Consider the following 21,972-nt stretch of genomic DNA (forward strand, 5'->3'; position numbering starts at 1 on the left):
ATCATGTCGATTTATCAATCGAATTTTTTCCACGGATTAACGGACAGAAAATCTCTTTACCACCGTCTCTGATCCGGCAACTACACGCACAAAATAAAATCCAGTTGTCAATTTGCCCCCATGCTCGAACGAAAGATTTTGAATACCAGCATCAAGATTTCCGTTCATCAGCTGTAGAATCTCGTTTCCTAGCGCATCCATAACTTTAATGGACACACTAGATGATTTGGCCAATTTAAATGAAAGATTGACCTGTTCGGCAATAGGATTATAAAATACCTTAACGTTATTAATCAGTTTCTCCGTATCCTTGATTGTGTTATCACCAAATTCTTCATTACGGCTCCCAGTAGTCTGCAAATAAGTATAGCCATCAGGAGACTTTGCATACACCTGAGCTACCCCGCTGCACAAAATCAGTGCGGTAATAAGTGTTAAATAAGCTGCTTTAAGTAGATTTCTCCCCATAGTGTTAAATTAGACTTCAAATATTGGTTACGGTTTAATCAAATATAACGCTAACTATTTGAATTATCAACAACAAAGTTACTATTTTGTTTAAAAGTTTTTTAGTGAAACGAGGTATCAAAAGATTCTTTTAACAAATTTTAACAGCTATTGTACATGTCAAATGAAATGCTAAAATTTGGCGCAGAAAATGCATATGCTTAAAGTATAAGTAAAAAGTATATTTTTGCATTATATTTTGAAATAAAATAATACTTAAATGACAGATAACAGTCATCACAACAGCATCAATAAGGTGAGTTTCGCCGGATTATTGATCAGTTTAGGAATCGTGTTTGGAGATATCGGAACCTCCCCGCTATATGTCTTCAAAGCAATCATGGGACAGGGTGCCATTCAAAAAGACCTGGTTTTGGGCGGCCTTTCCTGCGTCTTTTGGACACTGACACTGCAAACGACCATCAAATATGTCTGGATCACGCTACGCGCGGACAACAAAGGTGAAGGTGGAATTCTTTCACTTTACTCTTTAGTTCGTAAGCGAGCACCATGGCTAATTTTTCCAGCCATGGTAGGTGCAGCGACATTATTAGCTGATGGGATGATTACACCAGCCATCACAATATCTTCTGCGATAGAAGGTTTGGATATCAAATTTCCGGGCCTGCCAACAGTGCCGATTGTCGTAACAATTATTTCGTTACTTTTTATTATTCAACGGTTTGGAACTTCGGTTGTGGGAAAAGTATTCGGCCCATTGATGACAATATGGTTCACCATTATTGGCGTCCTCGGCTTATCGCATATCCATTTGGCACCAGAAGTAATGAAAGCGATCAATCCTTATTACGCTTTTCATATTTTAATAACCTATCCGCACTCGCTACTCCTAATTGGTGCAGTATTTCTTTGTACGACAGGTGCAGAAGCGTTGTATTCGGATATGGGTCACTGCGGTAAAGCAAATATTCGTATCAGTTGGATCTACGTCAAAATTACATTAATATTGAACTATTTTGGTCAGGGAGCATGGTTACTGACACAAGAAGGCCGGGTGTTAGGGGGTGAAAACCCGTTTTACTCCATTATGCCAGATTGGTTTGTCGGTTACGGTATTGCTATTGCGACCATTGCCGCCGTAATTGCCAGTCAGGCGATGATATCCGGATCATACACGCTGATTTCAGAAGCTGTACGTTTAAATATATGGCCCAAGGTTGCTATCCGCTACCCAAGCGAACATAAAGGGCAATTATATGTCCCATCGATCAACCTAATCCTCTGGATTGGCTGTATGATCGTTATCTGGGTGTTTGAAGAATCAAGTAAAATGGATGCCGCCTATGGCCTTGCCATCAATCTAACGGTATTGATGACAACAGTTTTAATGGGCTATTTCCTTGCCATGAAAAAAGTAAATCGTGTGCTCATCGGCATTTTCCTGGTCGCTTATTTTGTGATAGAATTAACCTTCTTGGTTGGTAATGGTGTAAAAATTGCGCATGGAGGCTGGTTAACGCTACTATTGGCAATTGCTTTGTTTGGCACAATGTACTGTTGGTATACCGCACGTAAGATTAAAAATCGTTTTGTTAATTTTATCAATATCAATAAATACTATCCAATTATTTCGGAATTGAGCGAAGACAAGTCCGTTCCGCCTTTTGCCTCACATTTGGTATACCTGACCAGTGCGAATTTCAAATCTGAAATTGAAGCTAAGATTATTTATTCCATCATCAATAAAAAACCGAAGCGTGCCGACGTCTATTGGCTAGTCCACGTCGATGTGATGGATCACCCACATACAAGAGAATACTCCATTGATCAACTTATCCCGGGAAAACTGATTCGCATTGACTTTAAATTAGGGTTTAGAGAAGAACAGCGTATCAGTCTACTTTTCCGAAAAGTCGTTGAAGATATGGTTAAAAAAGGCGAAATTGATATTACAAGCCAATACGAGACCCTCCGTAAACATAATATTCCGGGAGATTTCAAATTTGTCGTGCTGGAGAAGGTATTATCCAAAACGAATCAGATGTCCTGGATCGAGAAAGTGATTATGGACATTTATGGATACCTGAAAAAAATGAGTTTATCCGAAGAAAAAGGATTCGGTTTAGATTCCAGTTTTGTCACCATTGAGCGAGTTCCGCTGAATTTTCCGCAGACATCGGAAGTTCATCTCATACGAAAAGATTAAGTCTTTAAAGGTGATGCTTCTGCATCACCTTTTTTATTCAATAGAATTGCATTACTTTTGTTGCAAATATTATAACATGGCAGACGCTAATCCAACAAAGAAATTACACCCTCGAAATAGACATCTCGATAACTACAATTTTGACGAACTTAGCAAAATCGAACCTTCCTTAAAAGATTTTGTTACGGTAAATGCTTATAAACTCAAAACAATTGATTTTAACAATCCGGAAGCTGTTAAAATATTAAATCAAGCACTTCTTAAAAAATACTACCACATCCAACATTGGGACATTCCAAAGGAAAATCTCTGTCCTCCTATTCCGGGTAGAGCAGATTATATTCATTATGTTGCTGATGTGCTTGCCAGAGATAACAACGGTGAAATTCCAAAAGGAGGAAAGGTACGGGTGCTGGATATCGGTGTGGGAGCCAGTTGTATCTATCCCATTATTGGTCACCAGGAATATGGCTGGAGTTTTGTTGGTTCTGAGGTTATAAAAAAAGCATATAAAAACGCTATTGAGATTACCCGTACCAATATGAGTTTAAAAAAGAATATCCAAATACGGTTACAAAACAATCCAAAAGCAATTTTCAAAGACATCATCCTTCCTGATGAAAAATTTGACATGATCATCTGCAATCCACCTTTCTTTAGTTCCCAAACGGAGGCATTACAACAATCTGTACGTAAAACTACCGGTATAAAAGATGCTAAAATAGATGAGACAAACGTTGTCCAAACCTTTTCAGGACAAGGAAGTGAGCTCTGGTGCGACGGAGGGGAAAAAGCTTTCTTGACACGTATGATATTTGAAAGTCAGTTCTATAGAGATCAGGTGAAGTGGTTTTCTTCATTAGTTGCTCACCGTGAAGATGTTCGCTTTCTGCAGCATAAACTAAAGAAAATCAATGTAAAAGAATCTGAAGTTATCCGTATGGAACAAGGCAACAAAGTAAGCCGAATCCTTTTGTGGAGATTTTAAATAACAAAGGAGCTATCGAATAATAGCTCCTTTGTTATTTAAAACATCATAATACCAATTCTAAGCAGATGCTGATCTATTTAGCTTGGAGTGTTTATAACCATACATAAAATATACCCCTAGACCAATTACCAACCAAATCACAAAAATAATCCAATTACTAGCACCGAGTTCAGTCATTAGATATAGATTAATCAGTATCCCGATAACAGGCAGGAGAGAGAAATTCATTTTAAAGCTATAAATGCTCAAACCTAACCATGTTAACCAAAATATGATTACCAACATTTTATGTTCCAAAATTTCCAAAAGTGAAGATTTCTTCCACTCGTCTAATATATTCTGGCCATAAATAGCGACACAAACAATCGCGATAATTAGTCCCGCACCTACTAGATATTTTCCGTTGATGTAGGGAACTTTAAATTTGGATTTGGCCGATAATCCAGAATAATCCATGTAGAGCACACCTGCACAGACCAATATAAATGCAAAGAATGTTCCTACACTTGTCAAGTCAACAAAAAAATCCATCTTGAAGAACAGCGAAGGAATAGCTACTACGAGCCCTGTTACAATTGTAGCAAAGGAAGGCGTTTTGTATTTCGGGTGAATCGTCGCAAATTTCTTCCACAACAACCCGTCCCTGCTCATGGTCATCCAGATCCTTGGTTGTGCCAGTTGATAGACCAGAAGTGCACTTGTAATCGCAATAACCGATGTCACGGATATAATGCCGGCCATATGGTCAAATCCAACATACTTGAATACAAAAGCCAAAGGATCTTTTACATTCAGTTCAGTATAGTTGACCATTCCAGTCAACACGATGGTAATAGCAACATATAGGACCGTACAGATCAGCAAGCAATAAATCATGGCTTTAGGTAGATCGCGTTGCGGATTTTTACATTCCTCCGCCGTTGTGGAGATCGAATCAAATCCGATAAAAGCAAAAAATACGGCAGCAACACTTCCGAGGACGCCCTCCAGGCCATTTGGTGCAAAAGGAGTCCAGTTTTCAGGCTTTACATAAAATATCCCCCCAAAAATAACCGCCAGAATTATTCCCACTTTAATCATCACCATAATCATGCTCGCCTTTTGAGATTCCTTGATGCCTATATAGACAAGCCAGGTGACCAAAAAAGTAATTACCCCAGCTGGCAAATCAAATATAATGGGCATTCCACCAATTCGCGGCGCACTGTTAAATGCTGCAAGCCCTTGCTGATCAATAGCTGTAAGGTTTGCTAAGCCATGCTGATTCATTTTATCTACTGCATCAAAGGCATAACCCGGAGCCATGGAAAGCCAGGCCGGTATATGCAAGCCAAATCCCTCCAGCATGGAAACAAAATATTGTGACCAAGATATAGCAATGACCGTATTCGAAACCGCATATTCCAATACCAGTGCCCAGCCTATAATCCAGGCGAACAACTCGCCAAAAGCCACATAAGCATAGGTGTAGGCCGACCCAGAGACAGGGACGGTGCTTGCAAACTGCGCATAAGCAAGAGCCGTAAACACGCAGGCAAAAGCGGTAAAAATAAAGAGCAGAGAAACAGCGGGTCCACCTTCATAACTCGCTAACCCGATGGTGCTAAAAATTCCAGCGCCCACGATAGCGGCTATACCCAATGAAACCAGATCGGTTACCCCCAAAACCTTCGCGAGGCCAGTTCCACCCTCATTTTGGGTATCCAGTAGGATCTGATCAACACTTTTCTTCCGAAAAAGTCTATGTGACATGTAAAATTAGTTTTATGCGTAAAATTATGCGAAAATAAATATTTTCAAAGTCTTATGCTATTGGTATTTTTTGGCAGACTATTTAAAGTCGACTAATTCGTAATGAATATATTGGTAAATTTCTTGGTAATCCCCCATATGATGATGTAAATAGGAAACCAATTGTTCTGTCAACAATTGCCGCTGATTCTCTTGAACTTCAAATTGCCACAATCGTTTACAGATATTGAAAAGTGCACCTGCAATCTTCTCCATATGCGCATAATCATAGAGATATTTCCACTCAATGAATTGATGGTAAAATCTATCGAATTTAGGAATATCACTTAATTGATTTATTTTCAGAAATTTTCGCACAGCATCTTCGTTCACTTGAGACATTGCACCATACAATTTATCAATGGAAACAGCCCTTTGCTGTGTCAGAATATGATCCAATAAGAGCTCCAAAGCAATATGCGCCATAAAGGAAGGTCGAATAGGTAATCCTTGCAAGCTTGACTGTATCTGCAACTTTAACTGATGGGTATGATGAAAAAAATACGTTGAATTATGAAAAAGACGATCGACTTCTATATGACGGTTCCAACCGATATAAAGTTGTTCCAGCAAGGGATTATCCAGCAATTCATTTTCATATTGCCTGGGTTTGAGCACAAAAGTTTTATCTGCATTTTTTAATAAATCGGGCAACAATCCACCGACAATTCGCTCGGGATTGGTTGCAAACCGCTCAAAATAAAAATGTGACAAAAAATTCATATTAGCTTATTAGCGTGTGCTTTTATATGGAATTATTCGCTCAATATACGCTTAATCTCCTATCTTTGCATCTTGTAAATTAAAAAATTAAATCCATTTAACAATGAGCTTTGTAGAAGAATTACGTTGGAGAGGCATGTTGCAAGATATTATGCCTGGAACTGAAGACTTACTGAATAAAGAAAAAGTCGCTGGCTATATTGGCTTTGATCCCACAGGAGACTCTCTACACGTAGGACACTTAACTCAAATCATGACATTGATCCACTTCCAAAATGCGGGGCATAAACCGGTCGCATTGGTTGGCGGTGCAACCGGAATGATTGGGGACCCTTCTTTCAAATCTGCAGAGCGTAACTTACTTGACGAAGCAACGCTACAGCATAATGTTGCTTGTCTAAAAAAACAGTTAGGCAAATTTCTTGAATTTGGAGAAGGCGAAAATGATGCCCAGATGGTTAATAATTACGATTGGTTCAAAGATTTCAAATTTTTAGACTTTATTCGTGATATCGGTAAAATGATTACCGTCAACTATATGATGGCAAAAGATTCGGTAAAAAAACGTTTAGAAGGAGATAATGGTCTATCATTTACGGAATTCACCTATCAATTGATTCAAGGTTATGACTTTTACTATCTGTGGAAGCACCATAATTGTAAAATACAAATGGGCGGATCTGATCAATGGGGGAATATTGTCACAGGAAGTGAAATGATCCGTCGTCAAGATCAGGGAACAGCTTACGCCATTACGACGCAATTGATTAAAAAAGCAGATGGTCAAAAATTCGGAAAAACAGAATCTGGAGCTGTATGGTTAGATCCAAAGAAGACTTCACCCTATAAATATTACCAATTTTGGTTAAACACCTCGGATGACGATGCCAAAAATTGGATTAAGATCTTTACACTTAAACCACAGACGGAAATCGAGGCGATCATCACCGAACATGATGCCGCACCACATTTACGCATTGTCCAAAAAGCATTAGCGAAAGACATCACCATCCGCACACACTCCGAAGAAGCTTACGAGACAGCAATCAAAACCTCTGAGTTTCTCTTTGGCAATGGTACATTGGAATTTTTAAACAACTTAGATCACGAAGCCGTATTGGATGTGTTTGAAGGTATTCCGCAATTTCAGATAACAAGAGAAGATCTAAAAGCGGGAATCAATATCCTCGATCTCTTGGCTGTAAGTACACAAGTTTTCCCTTCAAAAGGCGAGGCGCGTAAAATGCTTCAGGGCGGTGGTGTATCCATCAACCGTGAAAAAGCAACGGATATCGAACAAGTGATCACTGAAAGCAGCTTAGTGAATAATAAATACATCATTGCGCAAAGAGGCAAGAAAAACTACTATTTGATTATTGCTTAAAGGTGGCTTTATTCAATAAAAAAATCCTTCTGACGGTATCAGAAGGATTTTTTTATTGAATAGGTACCAAAAACGACCTGATTTCTGCGTTATCTTGGCACTATAATCACTTATTTTAATAGCTTTTCAAAAGCACGACGGGAAGCCCCTCGAAAATGTACTTCTCCACAATATTGATACCCCAACTTGTCAAATACATGCAACATCCCCCCGTTGTCAAAGTTCGTATCCACTTTAATGCTATATACGCCCTTAAGAACAGCGATCTCCTCCACCCCCTGCATAATGGCTGTACCAAGACCTTTTACGTGTGGATCCTGAGCTGAGGCCAAACGGTGAATGCCCACATATTCGCCATCACTAAGCCATTTGCCATCGATAGCATTGTAAGCAGGTTCGATATCGAAAATTATAGCGACATAACCGATAATTTTACCATCAGCCTCCACCACATGCCCATATCCTTTATCGATATCCGACTGTACTACATCTTCATTCGGATAACCATCTTGCCACTGCCTGCTGCCCTGCTCCTTGCGTAGTGCTATTGCCTGTTGTATAATTTCCCAAATCCTTCCTTTATCTGCCTGTTCCGCTTTCCGTATCTGAAACTTATTCATAATGCCTTAATTTGATCAGTAAAACTACATAATTTACTTTAACTGTAAAAGACAGACAAACCAGCCTCTTCTTTCCGATTTACTCCAATCTTTATTGCAAATCTCTTCTCAGGGCATAGTATTTGCTAGTTATACATTGCTATTATTCATTTAATAGCCTATCTGGAATTATTCGTTTATGAAAAAAATACAAACTTAAAATAATAGTCTTCATGATCTTCAAAATACTATCAAAATAACTAAGTTTGTAAGCAGTATAATTGTGAACTTTTCAATGTCAAACAAAGGAAATACATTTAGGCAGGCAGGAAATTCAGTTTCTGGCAAGCGTGCCCCATCAAAAGAATCGGCAACATTTAAAAAAGAAAAAAGTCAAAAAACCAACTTCCCCGGAGAGTATTCAGATGCACAGCAAAAGACTGTCAAAATTCTAGGGATTTTATTGATTGTACTTTCGTTGGCCTTTGCCACTGCTTTTGTTTCCTATCTTTTCACATGGGAAGATGACCAAAGTTATATCGCCAAAACAAATGGCGGCTGGGGAACCCTTTTTAGCTCTTCCGAAGAAATTCACGATGAGACTGTCGAACTACCTGTCGTTGACAATAAATTAGGAAAATTCGGTGCATTACTGGCCAACCAGTTTATGTATGAATGGTTTGGAGTTGCCGCTTTCCTCTTTATCCCGGTATTGTTCATTTTGGGCTATCGGCTATTATTCAAAAAATCACTGCTCCCATTATACCGCACGGTAGTTTACTCTTTTGTAGCTATTGTTTTTATTTCAGTCACATTGGGATTCCTGCATGGTTTTATGGCGGATGCACCGCACATGTTGGAAGGTAAATTTGGTTTTTGGACCAATAAATTACTGGAGGCACAAGTTGGAGTTGTCGGCGTTGGTTGTATTTTAGCCTTTGCATACCTGACAACATTGATACTACTGTACAACTTAGATTTTAAATTTGTATTGTTTAACAATCGAAAATCCAAATCTTTATCGGAGGATATGGAAGATGAAGACGACGAAGGTTCCTACTCAGCAAATAGTTTGAGGACTAAGGTTCACGTAGAGGACGATTCCATTCAATCCGTTAGGGAATCTTTCCAACGACCAACCTCCATAAATGAAAGGTTTCAATCCAGTCGGGAAAAAGATTTACAGCAAGAACTTGAACGTCCTTCATTTACACATCATCCCATACCGGAGGTACATATCGATCCAAAGGACAAGGTTGTGCTCACCTTCGATGATAGCCCCTTAGAGCGTACGGAAAGTACGCCCTCAATTAGTTTTACTATTGATCAACCGGATGAAGATGAATCGGAACAAATGCGTCCAAGCATACAGGAAAACCAAAGCCCAACCATCACAATTGCTCCACAAGCGGAGCCAGAACCTCCACTTGAAGTTGCTGTAATCCCAGGATTGGTTGTCGAAGACATCAAAGAGGAAAAAGAAATAACAGCAAGTGATCTCGTTGCCCAGTTTGGTCAATATGATCCTAAATTAGACTTATCGGGTTATCAACATCCCACGCTCGACCTATTACGAGATTATGGAAGTGGTAAAATTACCATCAATCAGCATGAACTTGAAGCAAACAAGAACAAAATTGTTGATACACTTCGGAATTATAGCATTGAGATTGAAAGTATAAAAGCAACAATCGGTCCTACGGTAACCCTATATGAGATTATACCGAAACCCGGCGTACGGATATCAAAAATCAAAAATCTGGAAGACGACATTGCCTTAAGTCTCGCGGCACTCGGAATCCGGATTATCGCACCAATGCCGGGTAAAGGAACTATCGGTATTGAAGTACCGAACTCAAGTCCAGAAATGGTATCCATGCGATCTGTTCTGGCCACCGAAAAGTTCCAAAAAACAGATATGGATCTACCCATCGCATTGGGAAAAACCATTTCTAATGAAGTTTATATCGCTGATTTGGCGAAGATGCCCCACCTTCTGGTTGCGGGAGCCACAGGTCAGGGTAAATCCGTTGGTATCAATGCGATTTTGACGTCTTTATTGTATAAAAAGCATCCTGCTGAACTCAAATTTGTGCTTGTCGATCCAAAAAAAGTTGAACTTTCCCTATTCAAAAAGGTTGAACGTCATTTCTTGGCTAAGCTACCTGACGAAGAGGAAGCAATCATTACAGATACAAAAAAGGTGATCAATACCTTAAACTCGCTTTGTATCGAAATGGATCAGCGATATGACCTTTTGAAAAATGCACAGGTTCGTAATTTAAAGGAATATAATGCAAAATTTATCAATCGCAGATTAAACCCTGAGGAGGGTCATCGATTCTTACCATATATCGTTCTTATTGTTGATGAGTTTGCCGATTTGATGATGACTGCCGGAAAAGAAGTAGAAACCCCCATTGCGCGGTTGGCCCAATTGGCCCGTGCTGTAGGAATTCACCTGGTCATTGCTACCCAACGTCCTTCAGTCAATATCATTACAGGTACAATCAAAGCCAACTTCCCGGCACGTCTTGCCTTCCGTGTGTTATCAAAGGTAGATTCGCGAACGATCTTAGATACAGGCGGAGCAGATCAGTTAATTGGTCGCGGGGACATGCTTCTGGCTACTGGAAGTGATTTGATACGTATTCAGTGTGCATTTGTCGATACACCGGAAGTTGAACAGATCTCCGATTATATCGGAGCACAACGTGGTTATCCATCGGCATTTATGCTTCCGGAATATGTTGATGAAAACGGAGAGGGTTCAGGTAGCGTAGATTTTGATCCAAAAGATCGCGATCAATTGTTCGAAGACGCGGCTCGTTTGATTGTCATGCATCAACAAGGTTCTACATCATTAATCCAACGTAAATTGAAATTGGGTTATAATAGAGCTGGACGAATCATCGATCAATTGGAAGCCGCCGGGATTGTCGGCCCATTTGAAGGGAGTAAAGCACGTGAAGTACTTTATCCAGATGAATATTCATTAGAACAGTATTTGGAGACGCTAAGAAACAATTAACATGAAAAAACAAATCGGATTCGTGCTCAGCTTTTTGCTACTTATAGCAAGTCAGTACAGCTATGCACAAAATAACGCAAAGGCGTTACTTAACAAAGTCAGTCAAAAATATAATGGATACAAGACCATACAGGCTGGCTTCTCTTTAGACATCAGACAAGCAAACGGAAGTTCACATAGTGATGCAGGCACTTTATATCTTGACAAGGCAAATAACAAATACCATGTCAATACCAAAAATCAAATTCTAATCTCAGATTCCCAAACACAATGGAATATCATGAAAGCAGAGAAAGAAGTGGAGATATCGGAGGCGAGCAACTCAACAAATGAAATCAACCCAACCAATATCTTTACATTCTATACCTCAGGCTTTAACTATACTTTAGCTAATACAGAAAAAGCAAAAGGAATAAGCTTGAGTGTTGTGGAACTGAAGCCTATTGATAGTAAAAAAAACTATTCCAAAATCAAATTACGGATCAATAAAGCGAATAATTTGATCTACGATACAACTATTTTTGATAAGAGTGGCAATCGGTATACCTACACGTTGAGCTCACAGGAGGGAAACAAGGCCATTGCATCCAGCTTTTTTACTTTTAATAAAAGCAATTACAGTGGATTTGACATTGTCGACCTAAGATAAGGATAAAGTCTGCTGTCGGATGGATCAACTCTCCGGTCAAATAAGACTAACAAAAAAAAGGATTTCTCAATGGGAAATCCTTTTTTTGTTTTTATCTAGAACATATTGGGTTCTCTATCCAACGTTTCTGTTTCTTTGTCCGCATAACGTGAATACCCATGTTTCTGCGGATGTTCAATAATTTCCTTCATGGATACCAATTTATACACATAAGATCCAGTCTCATTGTTCAATTTCAAAGCAAAGTAATCATCCTTCTTTTGCCTTCTCATCGAACCTTTTAAACTACCGTCACCGACATTGTAAGCCGCTGCCACCAAAGTCCAGTTACCGAATTGAGCGTAAAGATATTTTAAGTAACGTGCTGCTGCATGTGTGGATTTCACAAGATCTTTTCGATCATCCACAGCACCATTGACCCGCAGGCCATATAAGCGCGCCGTTGCTGGCATAAATTGCCAATAACCACCAGCCCCTTTCGATGAAACGACAGCCTTACTTAGGCCACTTTCAACCAATGGGATGTACTTAAAATCTTCTGGAATGCCGTGTGATTTCAGGATCTTAGCAATTTTAGGCAAATAGATTTCCGCCTTTTTGTGCATATCGTAGGATCCTGTTTTTTTAAATGAAAATCTACTGAAGAACTTGCGTAATTTGCTTTCCACCAATGGACGATCCATCGGTAATGAATCTTCAGCAAACGTCAATGAACTCAGGTAAGATTCAAAAGAATTGTTTTTCTCTTTTTTCTCTTCGTCGCCTCCAAGATAAGCTGGAGTTTCGACTAACTTCGTTGCAACAATCTTATCGCCGCCAGAAGTGTTGTTGTGTGGGGTTGAGTATAATTTTGACAGCAATAATGCAAACAAAATCAAACTACTACATAATACTTTCTTTCTTATCATTCACTCCCTTAATGCTATCCTATCCACGAATCAAATCGATCAAAAAATAGCTTGGTCCAAATTCAAGGGTACAAAGGTAAAGAGTATTTATTTAAAAAACAAATAGTTACGTTTTGACTATTTTAAAGAGTATTTTTTCGCATCCAAATCACCTGAATGCAAGAAAAGACAAAAAGATAAGGATTTTTTCGCAAAACCCAAAATTATACCTAACTTTGCAGTTCACATTTTAGCAAAACACAATGCCATTCAGCAATAAAAGGAACAGTCGTGATGACAACTCCAGAAAGTCACGGGGCAACTCAGATAGCTTCAAATCTAGAGGCGACAAAAACAATAGTTTCGGTAAAAAATCGTCCTTTGGTTCAAAGGATCAATCTGAAAGAGGTTCTTTCAGAAAAGATGATAACCGTGAAAACAGATCATTCGGATCTAATAAATACGCAGACAAACCTTCCTATAGAGGAGAAAGTAATTCCTTCCGTTCAAAAGATAATTCAGACAAACCTTTCAGCAAAGGAGCCCGCTCATTTGATAAAAATGATTCGTCAAGATCTTTCGACAAAAGAGATTCCTTCAACAAATTTGATAAATCCGAGCGTTCTTTTGACAAGAAAGACAATTTCAAACGCTCCGACAGAAATGATTCATCAAGATCATTTGACAGAAGAGAGGGTTCATTTGATAAAAGAGATAGCTTCAAGCGTTCCGATAGAAATGATTCTTCGAGATCTTTCGACAGAAAAGAAGGTTCATTTGATAAAAGAGATAGTTTCAAACGTGCTGACAGAAATGATTCATCAAGATCTTTCGACAGAAAAGAAGGTTCATTTGATAAAAGAGATAGTTTCAAACGCTCTGACAGAAATGATTCATCAAGATCTTTCGACAGAAAAGAAGGTTCATTTGATAAAAGAGATAGTTTCAAACGCTCCGACAGAAATGATTCATCAAGATCTTTTGACAGAAAAGAAGGCTCTTTTGAGAAAAGAGATTCATTCAAGCGTTTCGATAAGGATGACCGTTCATCAAACAATCGCAGCAGAAGCTTTGATAAACCATCTAACAGAAAATTCGATGGGGATAGAAGCAGAAACTTTGATGAAAACAAAAATTTCGACGAGAAACAATATATTAAACGTCCAAAAAAGAAAGCCGAAACTTCAACAGAAGATGATGGCTTGATTCGCTTAAACCGTTATATCGCCAATGCCGGTATCTGTTCGAGACGTAAAGCGGACGAATTGATCGCTGCAGGAGTAATTTGGGTAAACGGTGAACCGGTTTCTGAATTAGGGACTAAAGTTGATCCAGCAACGGACGAAATCCGTTACAACAACGAACGTTTAAAACGTGAGAAAATGGTTTATGTTTTACTTAATAAACCGAAAGATTATATTACCACTACGGATGATCCCCAAGAGCGTCATACAGTCATGGAACTTGTCTCTAAAGCTACTAAAGAACGAATTTATCCAGTTGGTCGTCTCGATAGAAATACAACCGGACTCCTTTTGATGACAAACGATGGTAACCTTGCTGAGAAACTCTCCCATCCACGTAACAGCATCAGCAAAATATACAATGTAGAGCTTAACAAAAGCCTTACTCAAGGAGATTTTAACAAAATTAATTTTGGTATTGAATTGGAAGATGGTGTTATCAAACCTGATGATTTAAGCTATGTACAAGGAGGTTCCAAAAGAGAAATAGGTATTCAGATCCACTCCGGTAAAAATCGTATTGTACGCCGTATTTTTGAATCTCTTGGTTATGAAATTGTGAAGTTGGATCGTGTGGTTTATGCTAACCTGACGAAAAAAGATTTACCACGCGGACGCTGGAGATATTTAGAAGAAAGAGAGATTGTTCAATTGAAACACTTGATCTAATCAAATCTCATTTGAAAAATAAAATAAAGGACGGTCATTCAGTTAACCGTCCTTTATTTTTTATATTTGCACCTGATAAAAAGAGAGTACAAAAAATTAAAAGAATATGACTGATCCAAAAACACTTTCATCCGTAGCGGAATTCCATAAAACATTCCAACATCCGATCTTGGATACACCAACGATTCCTTCTGAACAAAGATGTGCCCTGCGGGTTTCTTTGATAGCTGAGGAATTAAAAGAACTAGAGGAAGCTATCCAGGATAAAGATCTTGTGGAAATTGCCGACGCCTTATGTGACATTCAGTACGTCCTCGCTGGAGCTGTTCTTGAATTTGGTTTAAAAGATAAATTTTCAGCGCTTTTTGATGAAGTACAACGCTCCAATATGAGTAAAGCATGTAAAGACGAAGCAGAAGCTATCGCTACGCAAGCGCATTACAAACTTAAAGGAGTAGAATCACACTACAAAGAAGTTGACGGAAAATTTTTAGTCTTTAGAACAGCTGACAATAAAACACTCAAGTCGATTAATTATTCTCCAGCAGATCTAAAGACCATTGTCGAAGGATAATTTGACTTACAGTACAACATAAAATAAATACGGCTTCCAAAAGGAAGCCGTATTTATTTATACTATATCAATTCTATTAGTCTTATATAATTGTAGAAATGAACAATCTTTTCAATCTGAAGTCCTATTCATAAAGTTAACAGAGACTACCCTGCAGGACTTTCCGAGCTTCCAGACCTTTATCAATATAAGTCTGAATACCCGATTTGGGTAATCCCCAATTTGGCGCTATCAATAGCTCTTTGTCTGCGATACCAAAAATACGTTGGATAATCAAATCAGAACGCAAACGTGGAATAAATTTTGAAAGAAAGTCTGTATAACCTTCTATAGAGAACAATTCAAAAGGTTCACGCTTATATTTTACGCCCATAATTGAACCTTCGACAATATGTAAATGATGCAGTTTCACGAACTTAATTTGTGGAAACCGGTTAATCTCATCAGCGTATTTTAACATCATCTCCTCCGTCTCCCATGGAAATCCGAAAATAGTATGCACACAAAGCTCCAAAGGTGTATCCTTTAACATATCCATAGCCTTAATGAATTCATCGTGTGAGCAACCTCTGTTGATCCTTTCCAAGGTGTCATTATAAATCGATTCCATTCCCATTTCCAAATCTACATCATAACGATCGGTATAAGATTCCAACAAAGCAATTTTTTCAAAGTCCAAACAATCTGGACGTGTACCCACAGAAAGACCTAGTGTATTGTCGGGATCTATGCTTAAAGCCTCATCGTACATCATTTTCAGCAGATGTGTTGGTGCGTACGTATTGGTATTGGGTTGGAAATAAATAATAAATTTTTCTGCGCCATAGCTGTTACGAGCGCGTTCAATTCCTGACTCCACCTGCTCACGTATAGAAGGAATTTTTCGCGCAGTATCGGGCGTAAAAGAATCTACATTACAGTAAGTACACCCACCATAGCCTTTGCTGCCATCCCTATTGGGACAAGTGAAATTGCCATCGACAATCACTTTAAATACTTTCTGTCCGTTATATTTTTGCTTTAAATAAGCGCCGTAATGATTATACGGCTTAATTCCGTTATCCAATAATGTACCCATTGCGCCGCAAAGTTACTCAATAAAAACCACAAATAGATTATTACTCAGGAACAAAGCACTATAACATCGTCCATTCTTCTGTCATTTTCGTCTTGGCGGCGCCATTACATCATTCTTTGGGAAATATATAAAAAACATAATAGTACAGTACTTTATATCAATACCCCGCAGAACCGTATTTTATAGTACAAGTTCGGAGACTTATCCCTGTGTGGCTTTGTGGCGGCGCCATTGATCTTTAGAATCTTTTGGAAAGGAGATATGATCTAAACGAAAGAAGCCCTTGACTGTTTCCAGCAAGGGCTTCCGTGTAAAAAAAGGCACCGACCTACTCTCCCACCTGTTACGGCAATACCATCGGCTCTGGCGGGCTTGACTGCTCTGTTCGGAATGGGAAGAGGTAGACACCGCCGATATAGGCACCTAAAAATCTTTTTAGATGTGAGATATGAGTACCGGGATCCTGTTAGGTCCCACATAGCACGCATACATGTCCACGTCTAAATGACATATACATTGAAAGAGTTTCGTTTCTTTTGTTTCAAAAATTAAAGAGGAAGACAACAGTGTCTGTCTGCTTGAGAAAGCTTCGGGCTATTAGTACCACTTGGCTTTGGTCTCTCAACCTTTACACCTATGGCCTATCAACGTAGTCATCTCCTACGACCCTATAAGGAAGTCTCATCTCGTGGCTAGTTTCGCACTTAGATGCTTTCAGCGCTTATCTATTCCAGACGTAGCTACCCTGCCGTACACCTGGCGGCATAACAGGTTCACCAGAGGTCTGTCCAACCCGGTCCTCTCGTACTAAGGTCAGATCCACTCAAACTTCCAACGCCCACAACAGATAGGGACCGAACTGTCTCGCGACGTTCTGAACCCAGCTCGCGTGCCACTTTAATGGGCGAACAGCCCAACCCTTGGGACCTTCTCCAGCCCCAGGATGTGACGAGCCGACATCGAGGTGCCAAACCTCCCCGTCGATATGAGCTCTTGGGGGAGATCAGCCTGTTATCCCCAGCGTACCTTTTATCCTTTGAGCGATGGCCCTTCCATACAGAACCACCGGATCACTATGTCCGTCTTTCGACCCTGTTCGACTTGTAGGTCTCACAGTCAAGCAAGCTTATGCCATTGCACTCCGCGTACGGTTACCAAGCGTACTGAGCTTACCTTTGAAAGCCTCCGTTACCTTTTTGGAGGCGACCACCCCAGTCAAACTACCCACCAAACAATGTCCTCGGAAATACCGAGTTAGAAACCGGATACAGAAAGGGCGGTATTTCAAGGTTGATTCCACGACTCCTGGCGAAGCCGCTTCAACATCTCCCGCCTATCCTACACATCCTGTACCCAATCTCAATGTTAAGCTATAGTGAAGGTGCATGGGGTCTTTCCGTCCCGTTGCGGGTAATCGGCGTCTTCACCGATACCACAATTTCACCGAGCTCATGGCTGAGACAGCGCCCAGATCGTTACACCATTCGTGCAGGTCGGAACTTACCCGACAAGGAATTTCGCTACCTTAGGACCGTTATAGTTACGGCCGCCGTTTACTGGGGCTTCGATTCAATGCTTCTCTTGCGATGACATCCCCTCTTAACCTTCCAGCACCGGGCAGGTGTCAGGCCTTATACCTCATCTTGCGATTTTGCAAAGCCATATGTTTTTGTTAAACAGTCGCCTGGGCCTTTTCACTGCGGCTGCTCATCGCTGAGACAGCGCCCCTTCTCCCGAAGTTACAGGGCCATTTTGCCGAGTTCCTTAGCCATGACTCACTCGAGCACCTTAGGATTCTCTCCTCGACCACCTGTGTCGGTTTGCGGTACGGGTCTTCATAACCTGAAGCTTAGCGGGTTTTCTTGGAAGTCTGTTTACCTGCTCTATCAGCGCCACCGGAGCTTTGCTGTACTATTGGGGTTTCAGCTAGAGTTGCGGATTTGCCTACAACTCCCAATACCTACGCCTTTCAACGAACTATTCCGTCAGTTCGCGGCAGTGTCACTACTCCGTCACCACATCGCAGTTATGAAGAGTACTGGAATATTAACCAGTTGTCCATCGGCTTGCCCCATTCGGGTGCGCCTTAGGTCCCGACTGACCCTGATCCGATTAACGTTGATCAGGAAACCTTGGTCTTTCGGTGGGCGGGTTTCCCACCCGCCTTATCGTTACTTATGCCTACATTTGCTTTTCCATACGGTCCAACACCCATTACCAGGTATCTTCACCCCATATGGAATGCTCCCCTACCAGATGTACATCTTTCAGTACAAATCCATAGCTTCGGTACCGTTCTTGATGCCCGTTTATTATCCACGCCCGGCCGCTCGACTAGTGAGCTGTTACGCACTCTTTAAATGAATGGCTGCTTCCAAGCCAACATCCTAGCTGTCTGGGCAACCGGACCTCGTTAGTTCAACTTAGAACGGATTTGGGGACCTTAGCTGATGGTCTGGGTTCTTTCCCTCTCGGCCTTGGACCTTAGCACCCAAAGCCTCACTGCCGGCCATATCTGATAGCATTCGGAGTTCGTCTGGATTTGGTAGGATTTGACTCCCCCGCACCCAATCGGTAGCTCTACCTCTATCAGACTCCATGCCGACGCTGTTCCTAAAAACATTTCGGGGAGTACGAGCTATTTCCCAGTTTGATTGGCCTTTCACCCCTACCCTCAGGTCATCCGGAAACTTTTCAACGTTTATCGGTTCGGTCCTCCATTACATGTTACTGCAACTTCAACCTGCCCAAGGGTAGATCACAAGGTTTCGCGTCTACCTCATCTGACTATGCGCCCTATTAAGACTCGCTTTCGCTTCGGCTGCGTCCCTGAAGGACTTAACCTTGCCAGACAAGAGTAACTCGTAGGCTCATTATGCAAAAGGCACGCTGTCACAGAATCTCTCTGCTCCAACCGCTTGTAAGCACACGGTTTCAGGTTCTTTTCACTCCCCTGTTCGGGGTTCTTTTCACCTTTCCCTCACGGTACTGGTTCACTATCGGTCTCTCAGGAGTATTTAGCCTTACCAGATGGTGCTGGTGGATTCCCACAGGATTTCTCCGGTCCCGCGGTACTCAGGATACCACTATGCCAATATTCTTTACCTGTACGGGGCTCTCACCCTTGTCGCGCAGTTTCCCACCTGCTTCCAGTTCATAGCATTGTACAATGTCGTGGTCCTACAACCCCGACTATGCCGTAACATAATCGGTTTGGGCTCTTTCCCGTTCGCTCGCCACTACTTGGGAAATCATTGTTATTTTCTTCTCCTACGCCTACTTAGATGTTTCAGTTCAGCGCGTTCGCGTTTTATACGACATGTCTTCAACATGCCAGGTTGCCCCATTCGGAAATCTACGGATCAAGTCGCATTTGCCGATCCCCGTAGCTTATCGCAGCTTATCACGTCCTTCTTCGCCTCTGAGAGCCTAGGCATCCCCCGTGTGCCCTTATTTACTTTCTTCACCGACATAGCCTTTTGCCACTATGCGGCTGCTTTTGATATATATACCCGTATGCTACGTAATGATTCGTTCGGCCTTGACCGAGGGTCTCCTCATCACATCAAACACATACAAGCATTGTCTCTATACTGTTGTCTTCTCTTGTAATTTTTTTTCTCTTTCAATATGTCAAAGAACTCTTTTTCTCAGATAGGAGATATTAGATCTGAGATATTAGACCCTGTATGGCCTGTTATCTTTCTCTGTACTTCCTTCCAAAAAACGTGGAGAATAACGGATTCGAACCGTTGACCCCCTGCGTGCAAGGCAGGTGCTCTAGCCAGCTGAGCTAATTCCCCTTTTTTTAGATATGAGATGTTAGATTATAGATATGAGATCCTGTATGTCGCCATACCGTTTCTCCCATCTCCTATCTCATCCCTCAGATCTTTTAAGTAGTCCCGAGCAGATTTGAACTGCTGACCCCTACATTATCAGTGTAGTGCTCTAACCAACTGAGCTACGGGACTAGCTATTCTGTTCATCTCTTCTCTCAGGGACCGCTCCATTAGGGGCGGGCACTTTCTTCTGATGTTTTTTCTTCTTTTGCAATCATATGTAACGTGACGAGCACCGGTCCGCGATACTCTAGAAAGGAGGTATTCCAGCCGCACCTTCCGGTACGGCTACCTTGTTACGACTTAGCCCCAATTATCGGTTTTACCCTAACACGCTCCTTGCGGTCACATGCTTTAGGTACCCCCAACTTTCATGGCTTGACGGGCGGTGTGTACAAGGCCCGGGAACGTATTCACCGCGTCATTGCTGATACGCGATTACTAGCGAATCCAACTTCATGGGGTCGAGTTGCAGACCCCAATCCGAACTGTGAATGGCTTTTAGAGATTAGCATCATATTGCTATGTAGCTGCCCGCTGTACCATCCATTGTAGCACGTGTGTAGCCCCGGACGTAAGGGCCATGATGACTTGACGTCGTCCCCACCTTCCTCACTGTTTGCACAGGCAGTCTGTTTAGAGTCCCCACCACTACATGCTGGCAACTAAACATAGGGGTTGCGCTCGTTGCGGGACTTAACCCAACACCTCACGGCACGAGCTGACGACAGCCATGCAGCACCTAGTTTCGTGTCCCGAAGGACGGATGCGTCTCTGCATCCTTCACTAACTTTCAAGCCCGGGTAAGGTTCCTCGCGTATCATCGAATTAAACCACATGCTCCTCCGCTTGTGCGGGCCCCCGTCAATTCCTTTGAGTTTCACCCTTGCGGGCGTACTCCCCAGGTGGATAACTTAACGCTTTCGCTAAGACGCTGGCTGTCTATCGCCAACATCGAGTTATCATCGTTTAGGGCGTGGACTACCAGGGTATCTAATCCTGTTCGATCCCCACGCTTTCGTGCATCAGCGTCAATACCAGCTTAGTGAGCTGCCTTCGCAATCGGAGTTCTAAGACATATCTATGCATTTCACCGCTACTTGTCTTATTCCGCCCACTTCAAATGGATTCAAGCCCATCAGTATCAAAGGCACTGCGATGGTTGAGCCACCGTATTTCACCCCTGACTTAATGGGCCGCCTACGCACCCTTTAAACCCAATAAATCCGGATAACGCTCGGATCCTCCGTATTACCGCGGCTGCTGGCACGGAGTTAGCCGATCCTTATTCTTCCAGTACATTCAGCTCTTACACGTAAGAGGTTTATTCCTGGACAAAAGCAGTTTACAACCCATAGGGCAGTCATCCTGCACGCGGCATGGCTGGTTCAGGCTTCCGCCCATTGACCAATATTCCTTACTGCTGCCTCCCGTAGGAGTCTGGTCCGTGTCTCAGTACCAGTGTGGGGGATTCTCCTCTCAGAGCCCCTAGACATCGTCGCCTTGGTAAGCCGTTACCTACCAACTAGCTAATGTCACGCGAGCCCATCTCTATCCTATAAATATTTAATAACCAGACGATGCCGAATAGTTATATTATGCGGTGTTAATCTCTCTTTCGAGAGGCTATCCCCCTGATAGAGGTAGGTTGCTCACGCGTTACGCACCCGTGCGCCACTCTCACCATCTTTGAGCAAGCTCTCCGATGGATCCCGTCCGACTTGCATGTATTAGGCCTGCCGCTAGCGTTCATCCTGAGCCAGGATCAAACTCTCCATTGTAAAATGAAGTTTTTGATTCCAACTATTTACATAATCAGAATTCTTTTTTTATATC

General features: G+C 41.4%; 13 protein-coding genes, 2 tRNA genes and 3 rRNA genes. 7 read left to right on the plus strand and 11 right to left on the minus strand.

Annotated elements, in window-relative coordinates:
- Positions 1–36: 36 nt before the first annotated feature.
- Positions 37–468: a T9SS type A sorting domain-containing protein gene (locus tag G6053_RS26440; protein ID WP_108636687.1), complete on the minus strand. Its 432-nt coding sequence runs from the start codon at positions 466–468 to the stop codon at positions 37–39.
- 259 nt (positions 469–727) lie between these two features.
- Between G6053_RS26440 and G6053_RS26445 the strand changes: the two genes are divergently transcribed.
- Both G6053_RS26445 and rlmF read left to right on the plus strand, forming a co-directional pair.
- Positions 728–2,674: a KUP/HAK/KT family potassium transporter gene (locus G6053_RS26445; protein ID WP_108636686.1), complete on the plus strand. Its 1,947-nt coding sequence runs from the start codon at positions 728–730 to the stop codon at positions 2,672–2,674.
- Positions 2,675–2,750: 76 nt separating this feature from the next.
- Entirely contained in the window at positions 2,751–3,662 is a 912-nt protein-coding gene (gene rlmF / locus G6053_RS26450; RefSeq protein WP_108636685.1) for a 23S rRNA (adenine(1618)-N(6))-methyltransferase RlmF, read from the plus strand.
- A 60-nt stretch (positions 3,663–3,722) separates the two neighbouring features.
- On the opposite strand, the gene G6053_RS26455 is transcribed toward rlmF, so the two are convergent.
- Together G6053_RS26455 and G6053_RS26460 are read right to left on the minus strand one after the other, a co-directional pair.
- On the minus strand, positions 3,723–5,417 hold the full coding sequence (locus tag G6053_RS26455; RefSeq protein WP_108636684.1) for an amino acid permease: 1,695 nt from the start codon (positions 5,415–5,417) through the stop codon (positions 3,723–3,725).
- Between the two features lie 78 nt (positions 5,418–5,495).
- Positions 5,496–6,179: a hypothetical protein gene (locus G6053_RS26460; RefSeq protein ID WP_108636683.1), complete on the minus strand. Its 684-nt coding sequence runs from the start codon at positions 6,177–6,179 to the stop codon at positions 5,496–5,498.
- A gap of 103 nt (positions 6,180–6,282) precedes the next feature.
- Between G6053_RS26460 and tyrS the strand changes: the two genes are divergently transcribed.
- Positions 6,283–7,563, plus strand: a complete 1,281-nt coding sequence (gene tyrS, locus G6053_RS26465) for a tyrosine--tRNA ligase (RefSeq protein ID WP_165309099.1) — start codon at positions 6,283–6,285, stop codon at positions 7,561–7,563.
- A 110-nt stretch (positions 7,564–7,673) separates the two neighbouring features.
- Here tyrS and G6053_RS26470 read toward each other — a convergent pair whose 3' ends face one another.
- Entirely contained in the window at positions 7,674–8,183 is a 510-nt protein-coding gene (locus tag G6053_RS26470; RefSeq protein WP_165309100.1) for a GNAT family N-acetyltransferase, read from the minus strand.
- Between the two features lie 274 nt (positions 8,184–8,457).
- Between G6053_RS26470 and G6053_RS26475 the strand changes: the two genes are divergently transcribed.
- The gene (locus G6053_RS26475) at positions 8,458–11,193 is read left to right on the plus strand and encodes a DNA translocase FtsK (RefSeq protein WP_108636680.1); all 2,736 of its coding nucleotides are present in this window, start codon (positions 8,458–8,460) and stop codon (positions 11,191–11,193) included.
- Position 11,194: 1 nt separating this feature from the next.
- Positions 11,195–11,842, plus strand: coding sequence for an outer membrane lipoprotein carrier protein LolA (locus G6053_RS26480; protein WP_165309101.1), 648 nt, complete (start codon positions 11,195–11,197; stop codon positions 11,840–11,842).
- Between the two features lie 95 nt (positions 11,843–11,937).
- Here the strand turns inward: G6053_RS26480 and G6053_RS26485 are convergent, their stop codons facing one another.
- Entirely contained in the window at positions 11,938–12,750 is an 813-nt protein-coding gene (locus tag G6053_RS26485; RefSeq protein ID WP_165309102.1) for a lytic transglycosylase domain-containing protein, read from the minus strand.
- A gap of 242 nt (positions 12,751–12,992) precedes the next feature.
- On the opposite strand from G6053_RS26485, the gene G6053_RS26490 reads away from it, so the two are divergent.
- Both G6053_RS26490 and G6053_RS26495 read left to right on the plus strand, forming a co-directional pair.
- Positions 12,993–14,642: a pseudouridine synthase gene (locus tag G6053_RS26490; RefSeq protein ID WP_165309103.1), complete on the plus strand. Its 1,650-nt coding sequence runs from the start codon at positions 12,993–12,995 to the stop codon at positions 14,640–14,642.
- Between the two features lie 106 nt (positions 14,643–14,748).
- Positions 14,749–15,216, plus strand: a complete 468-nt coding sequence (locus tag G6053_RS26495; RefSeq protein ID WP_108636676.1) for a nucleoside triphosphate pyrophosphohydrolase family protein — start codon at positions 14,749–14,751, stop codon at positions 15,214–15,216.
- Between the two features lie 136 nt (positions 15,217–15,352).
- On the opposite strand, the gene G6053_RS26500 is transcribed toward G6053_RS26495, so the two are convergent.
- The 6 genes from G6053_RS26500 to G6053_RS26525 all read right to left on the minus strand — a co-directional run bounded on the left by G6053_RS26500 (position 15,353) and on the right by G6053_RS26525 (position 21,917).
- Positions 15,353–16,294, minus strand: a complete 942-nt coding sequence (locus tag G6053_RS26500) for a TIGR01212 family radical SAM protein (protein ID WP_165309104.1) — start codon at positions 16,292–16,294, stop codon at positions 15,353–15,355.
- Positions 16,295–16,609: 315 nt separating this feature from the next.
- Positions 16,610–16,721, minus strand: a 5S ribosomal RNA gene (rrf, locus tag G6053_RS26505).
- A gap of 151 nt (positions 16,722–16,872) precedes the next feature.
- A 23S ribosomal RNA gene (locus tag G6053_RS26510) occupies positions 16,873–19,758 on the minus strand.
- Between the two features lie 265 nt (positions 19,759–20,023).
- Positions 20,024–20,097: transfer RNA gene (locus G6053_RS26515), tRNA-Ala, on the minus strand.
- Between the two features lie 97 nt (positions 20,098–20,194).
- A tRNA-Ile gene (locus tag G6053_RS26520) sits at positions 20,195–20,268 on the minus strand.
- Positions 20,269–20,390: 122 nt separating this feature from the next.
- Positions 20,391–21,917, minus strand: a 16S ribosomal RNA gene (locus G6053_RS26525).
- Together the 16S, 23S and 5S rRNA genes with 2 tRNA genes alongside form the textbook arrangement of a ribosomal RNA operon.
- Positions 21,918–21,972: the final 55 nt, after the last annotated feature.

The organism is Sphingobacterium sp. DR205 (assembly GCF_011064245.1).
GTDB lineage: Bacteria > Bacteroidota > Bacteroidia > Sphingobacteriales > Sphingobacteriaceae > Sphingobacterium > Sphingobacterium athyrii.

Bases quoted from the DNA above. Each gene is read 5' to 3' on its own strand.
- G6053_RS26440 (WP_108636687.1), bottom strand. From the start codon at position 468: ATGGGGAGAAATCTACTTAAAGCAGCTTATTTAACACTTATTACCGCA.
- G6053_RS26445 (WP_108636686.1), top strand. From the start codon at position 728: ATGACAGATAACAGTCATCACAACAGCATCAATAAGGTGAGTTTCGCC.
- rlmF (WP_108636685.1), top strand. From the start codon at position 2,751: ATGGCAGACGCTAATCCAACAAAGAAATTACACCCTCGAAATAGACAT.
- G6053_RS26455 (WP_108636684.1), bottom strand. From the start codon at position 5,417: ATGTCACATAGACTTTTTCGGAAGAAAAGTGTTGATCAGATCCTACTG.
- G6053_RS26460 (WP_108636683.1), bottom strand. From the start codon at position 6,179: ATGAATTTTTTGTCACATTTTTATTTTGAGCGGTTTGCAACCAATCCC.
- tyrS (WP_165309099.1), top strand. From the start codon at position 6,283: ATGAGCTTTGTAGAAGAATTACGTTGGAGAGGCATGTTGCAAGATATT.
- G6053_RS26470 (WP_165309100.1), bottom strand. From the start codon at position 8,183: ATGAATAAGTTTCAGATACGGAAAGCGGAACAGGCAGATAAAGGAAGG.
- G6053_RS26475 (WP_108636680.1), top strand. From the start codon at position 8,458: ATGTCAAACAAAGGAAATACATTTAGGCAGGCAGGAAATTCAGTTTCT.
- G6053_RS26480 (WP_165309101.1), top strand. From the start codon at position 11,195: ATGAAAAAACAAATCGGATTCGTGCTCAGCTTTTTGCTACTTATAGCA.
- G6053_RS26485 (WP_165309102.1), bottom strand. From the start codon at position 12,750: ATGATAAGAAAGAAAGTATTATGTAGTAGTTTGATTTTGTTTGCATTA.
- G6053_RS26490 (WP_165309103.1), top strand. From the start codon at position 12,993: ATGCCATTCAGCAATAAAAGGAACAGTCGTGATGACAACTCCAGAAAG.
- G6053_RS26495 (WP_108636676.1), top strand. From the start codon at position 14,749: ATGACTGATCCAAAAACACTTTCATCCGTAGCGGAATTCCATAAAACA.
- G6053_RS26500 (WP_165309104.1), bottom strand. From the start codon at position 16,294: ATGGGTACATTATTGGATAACGGAATTAAGCCGTATAATCATTACGGC.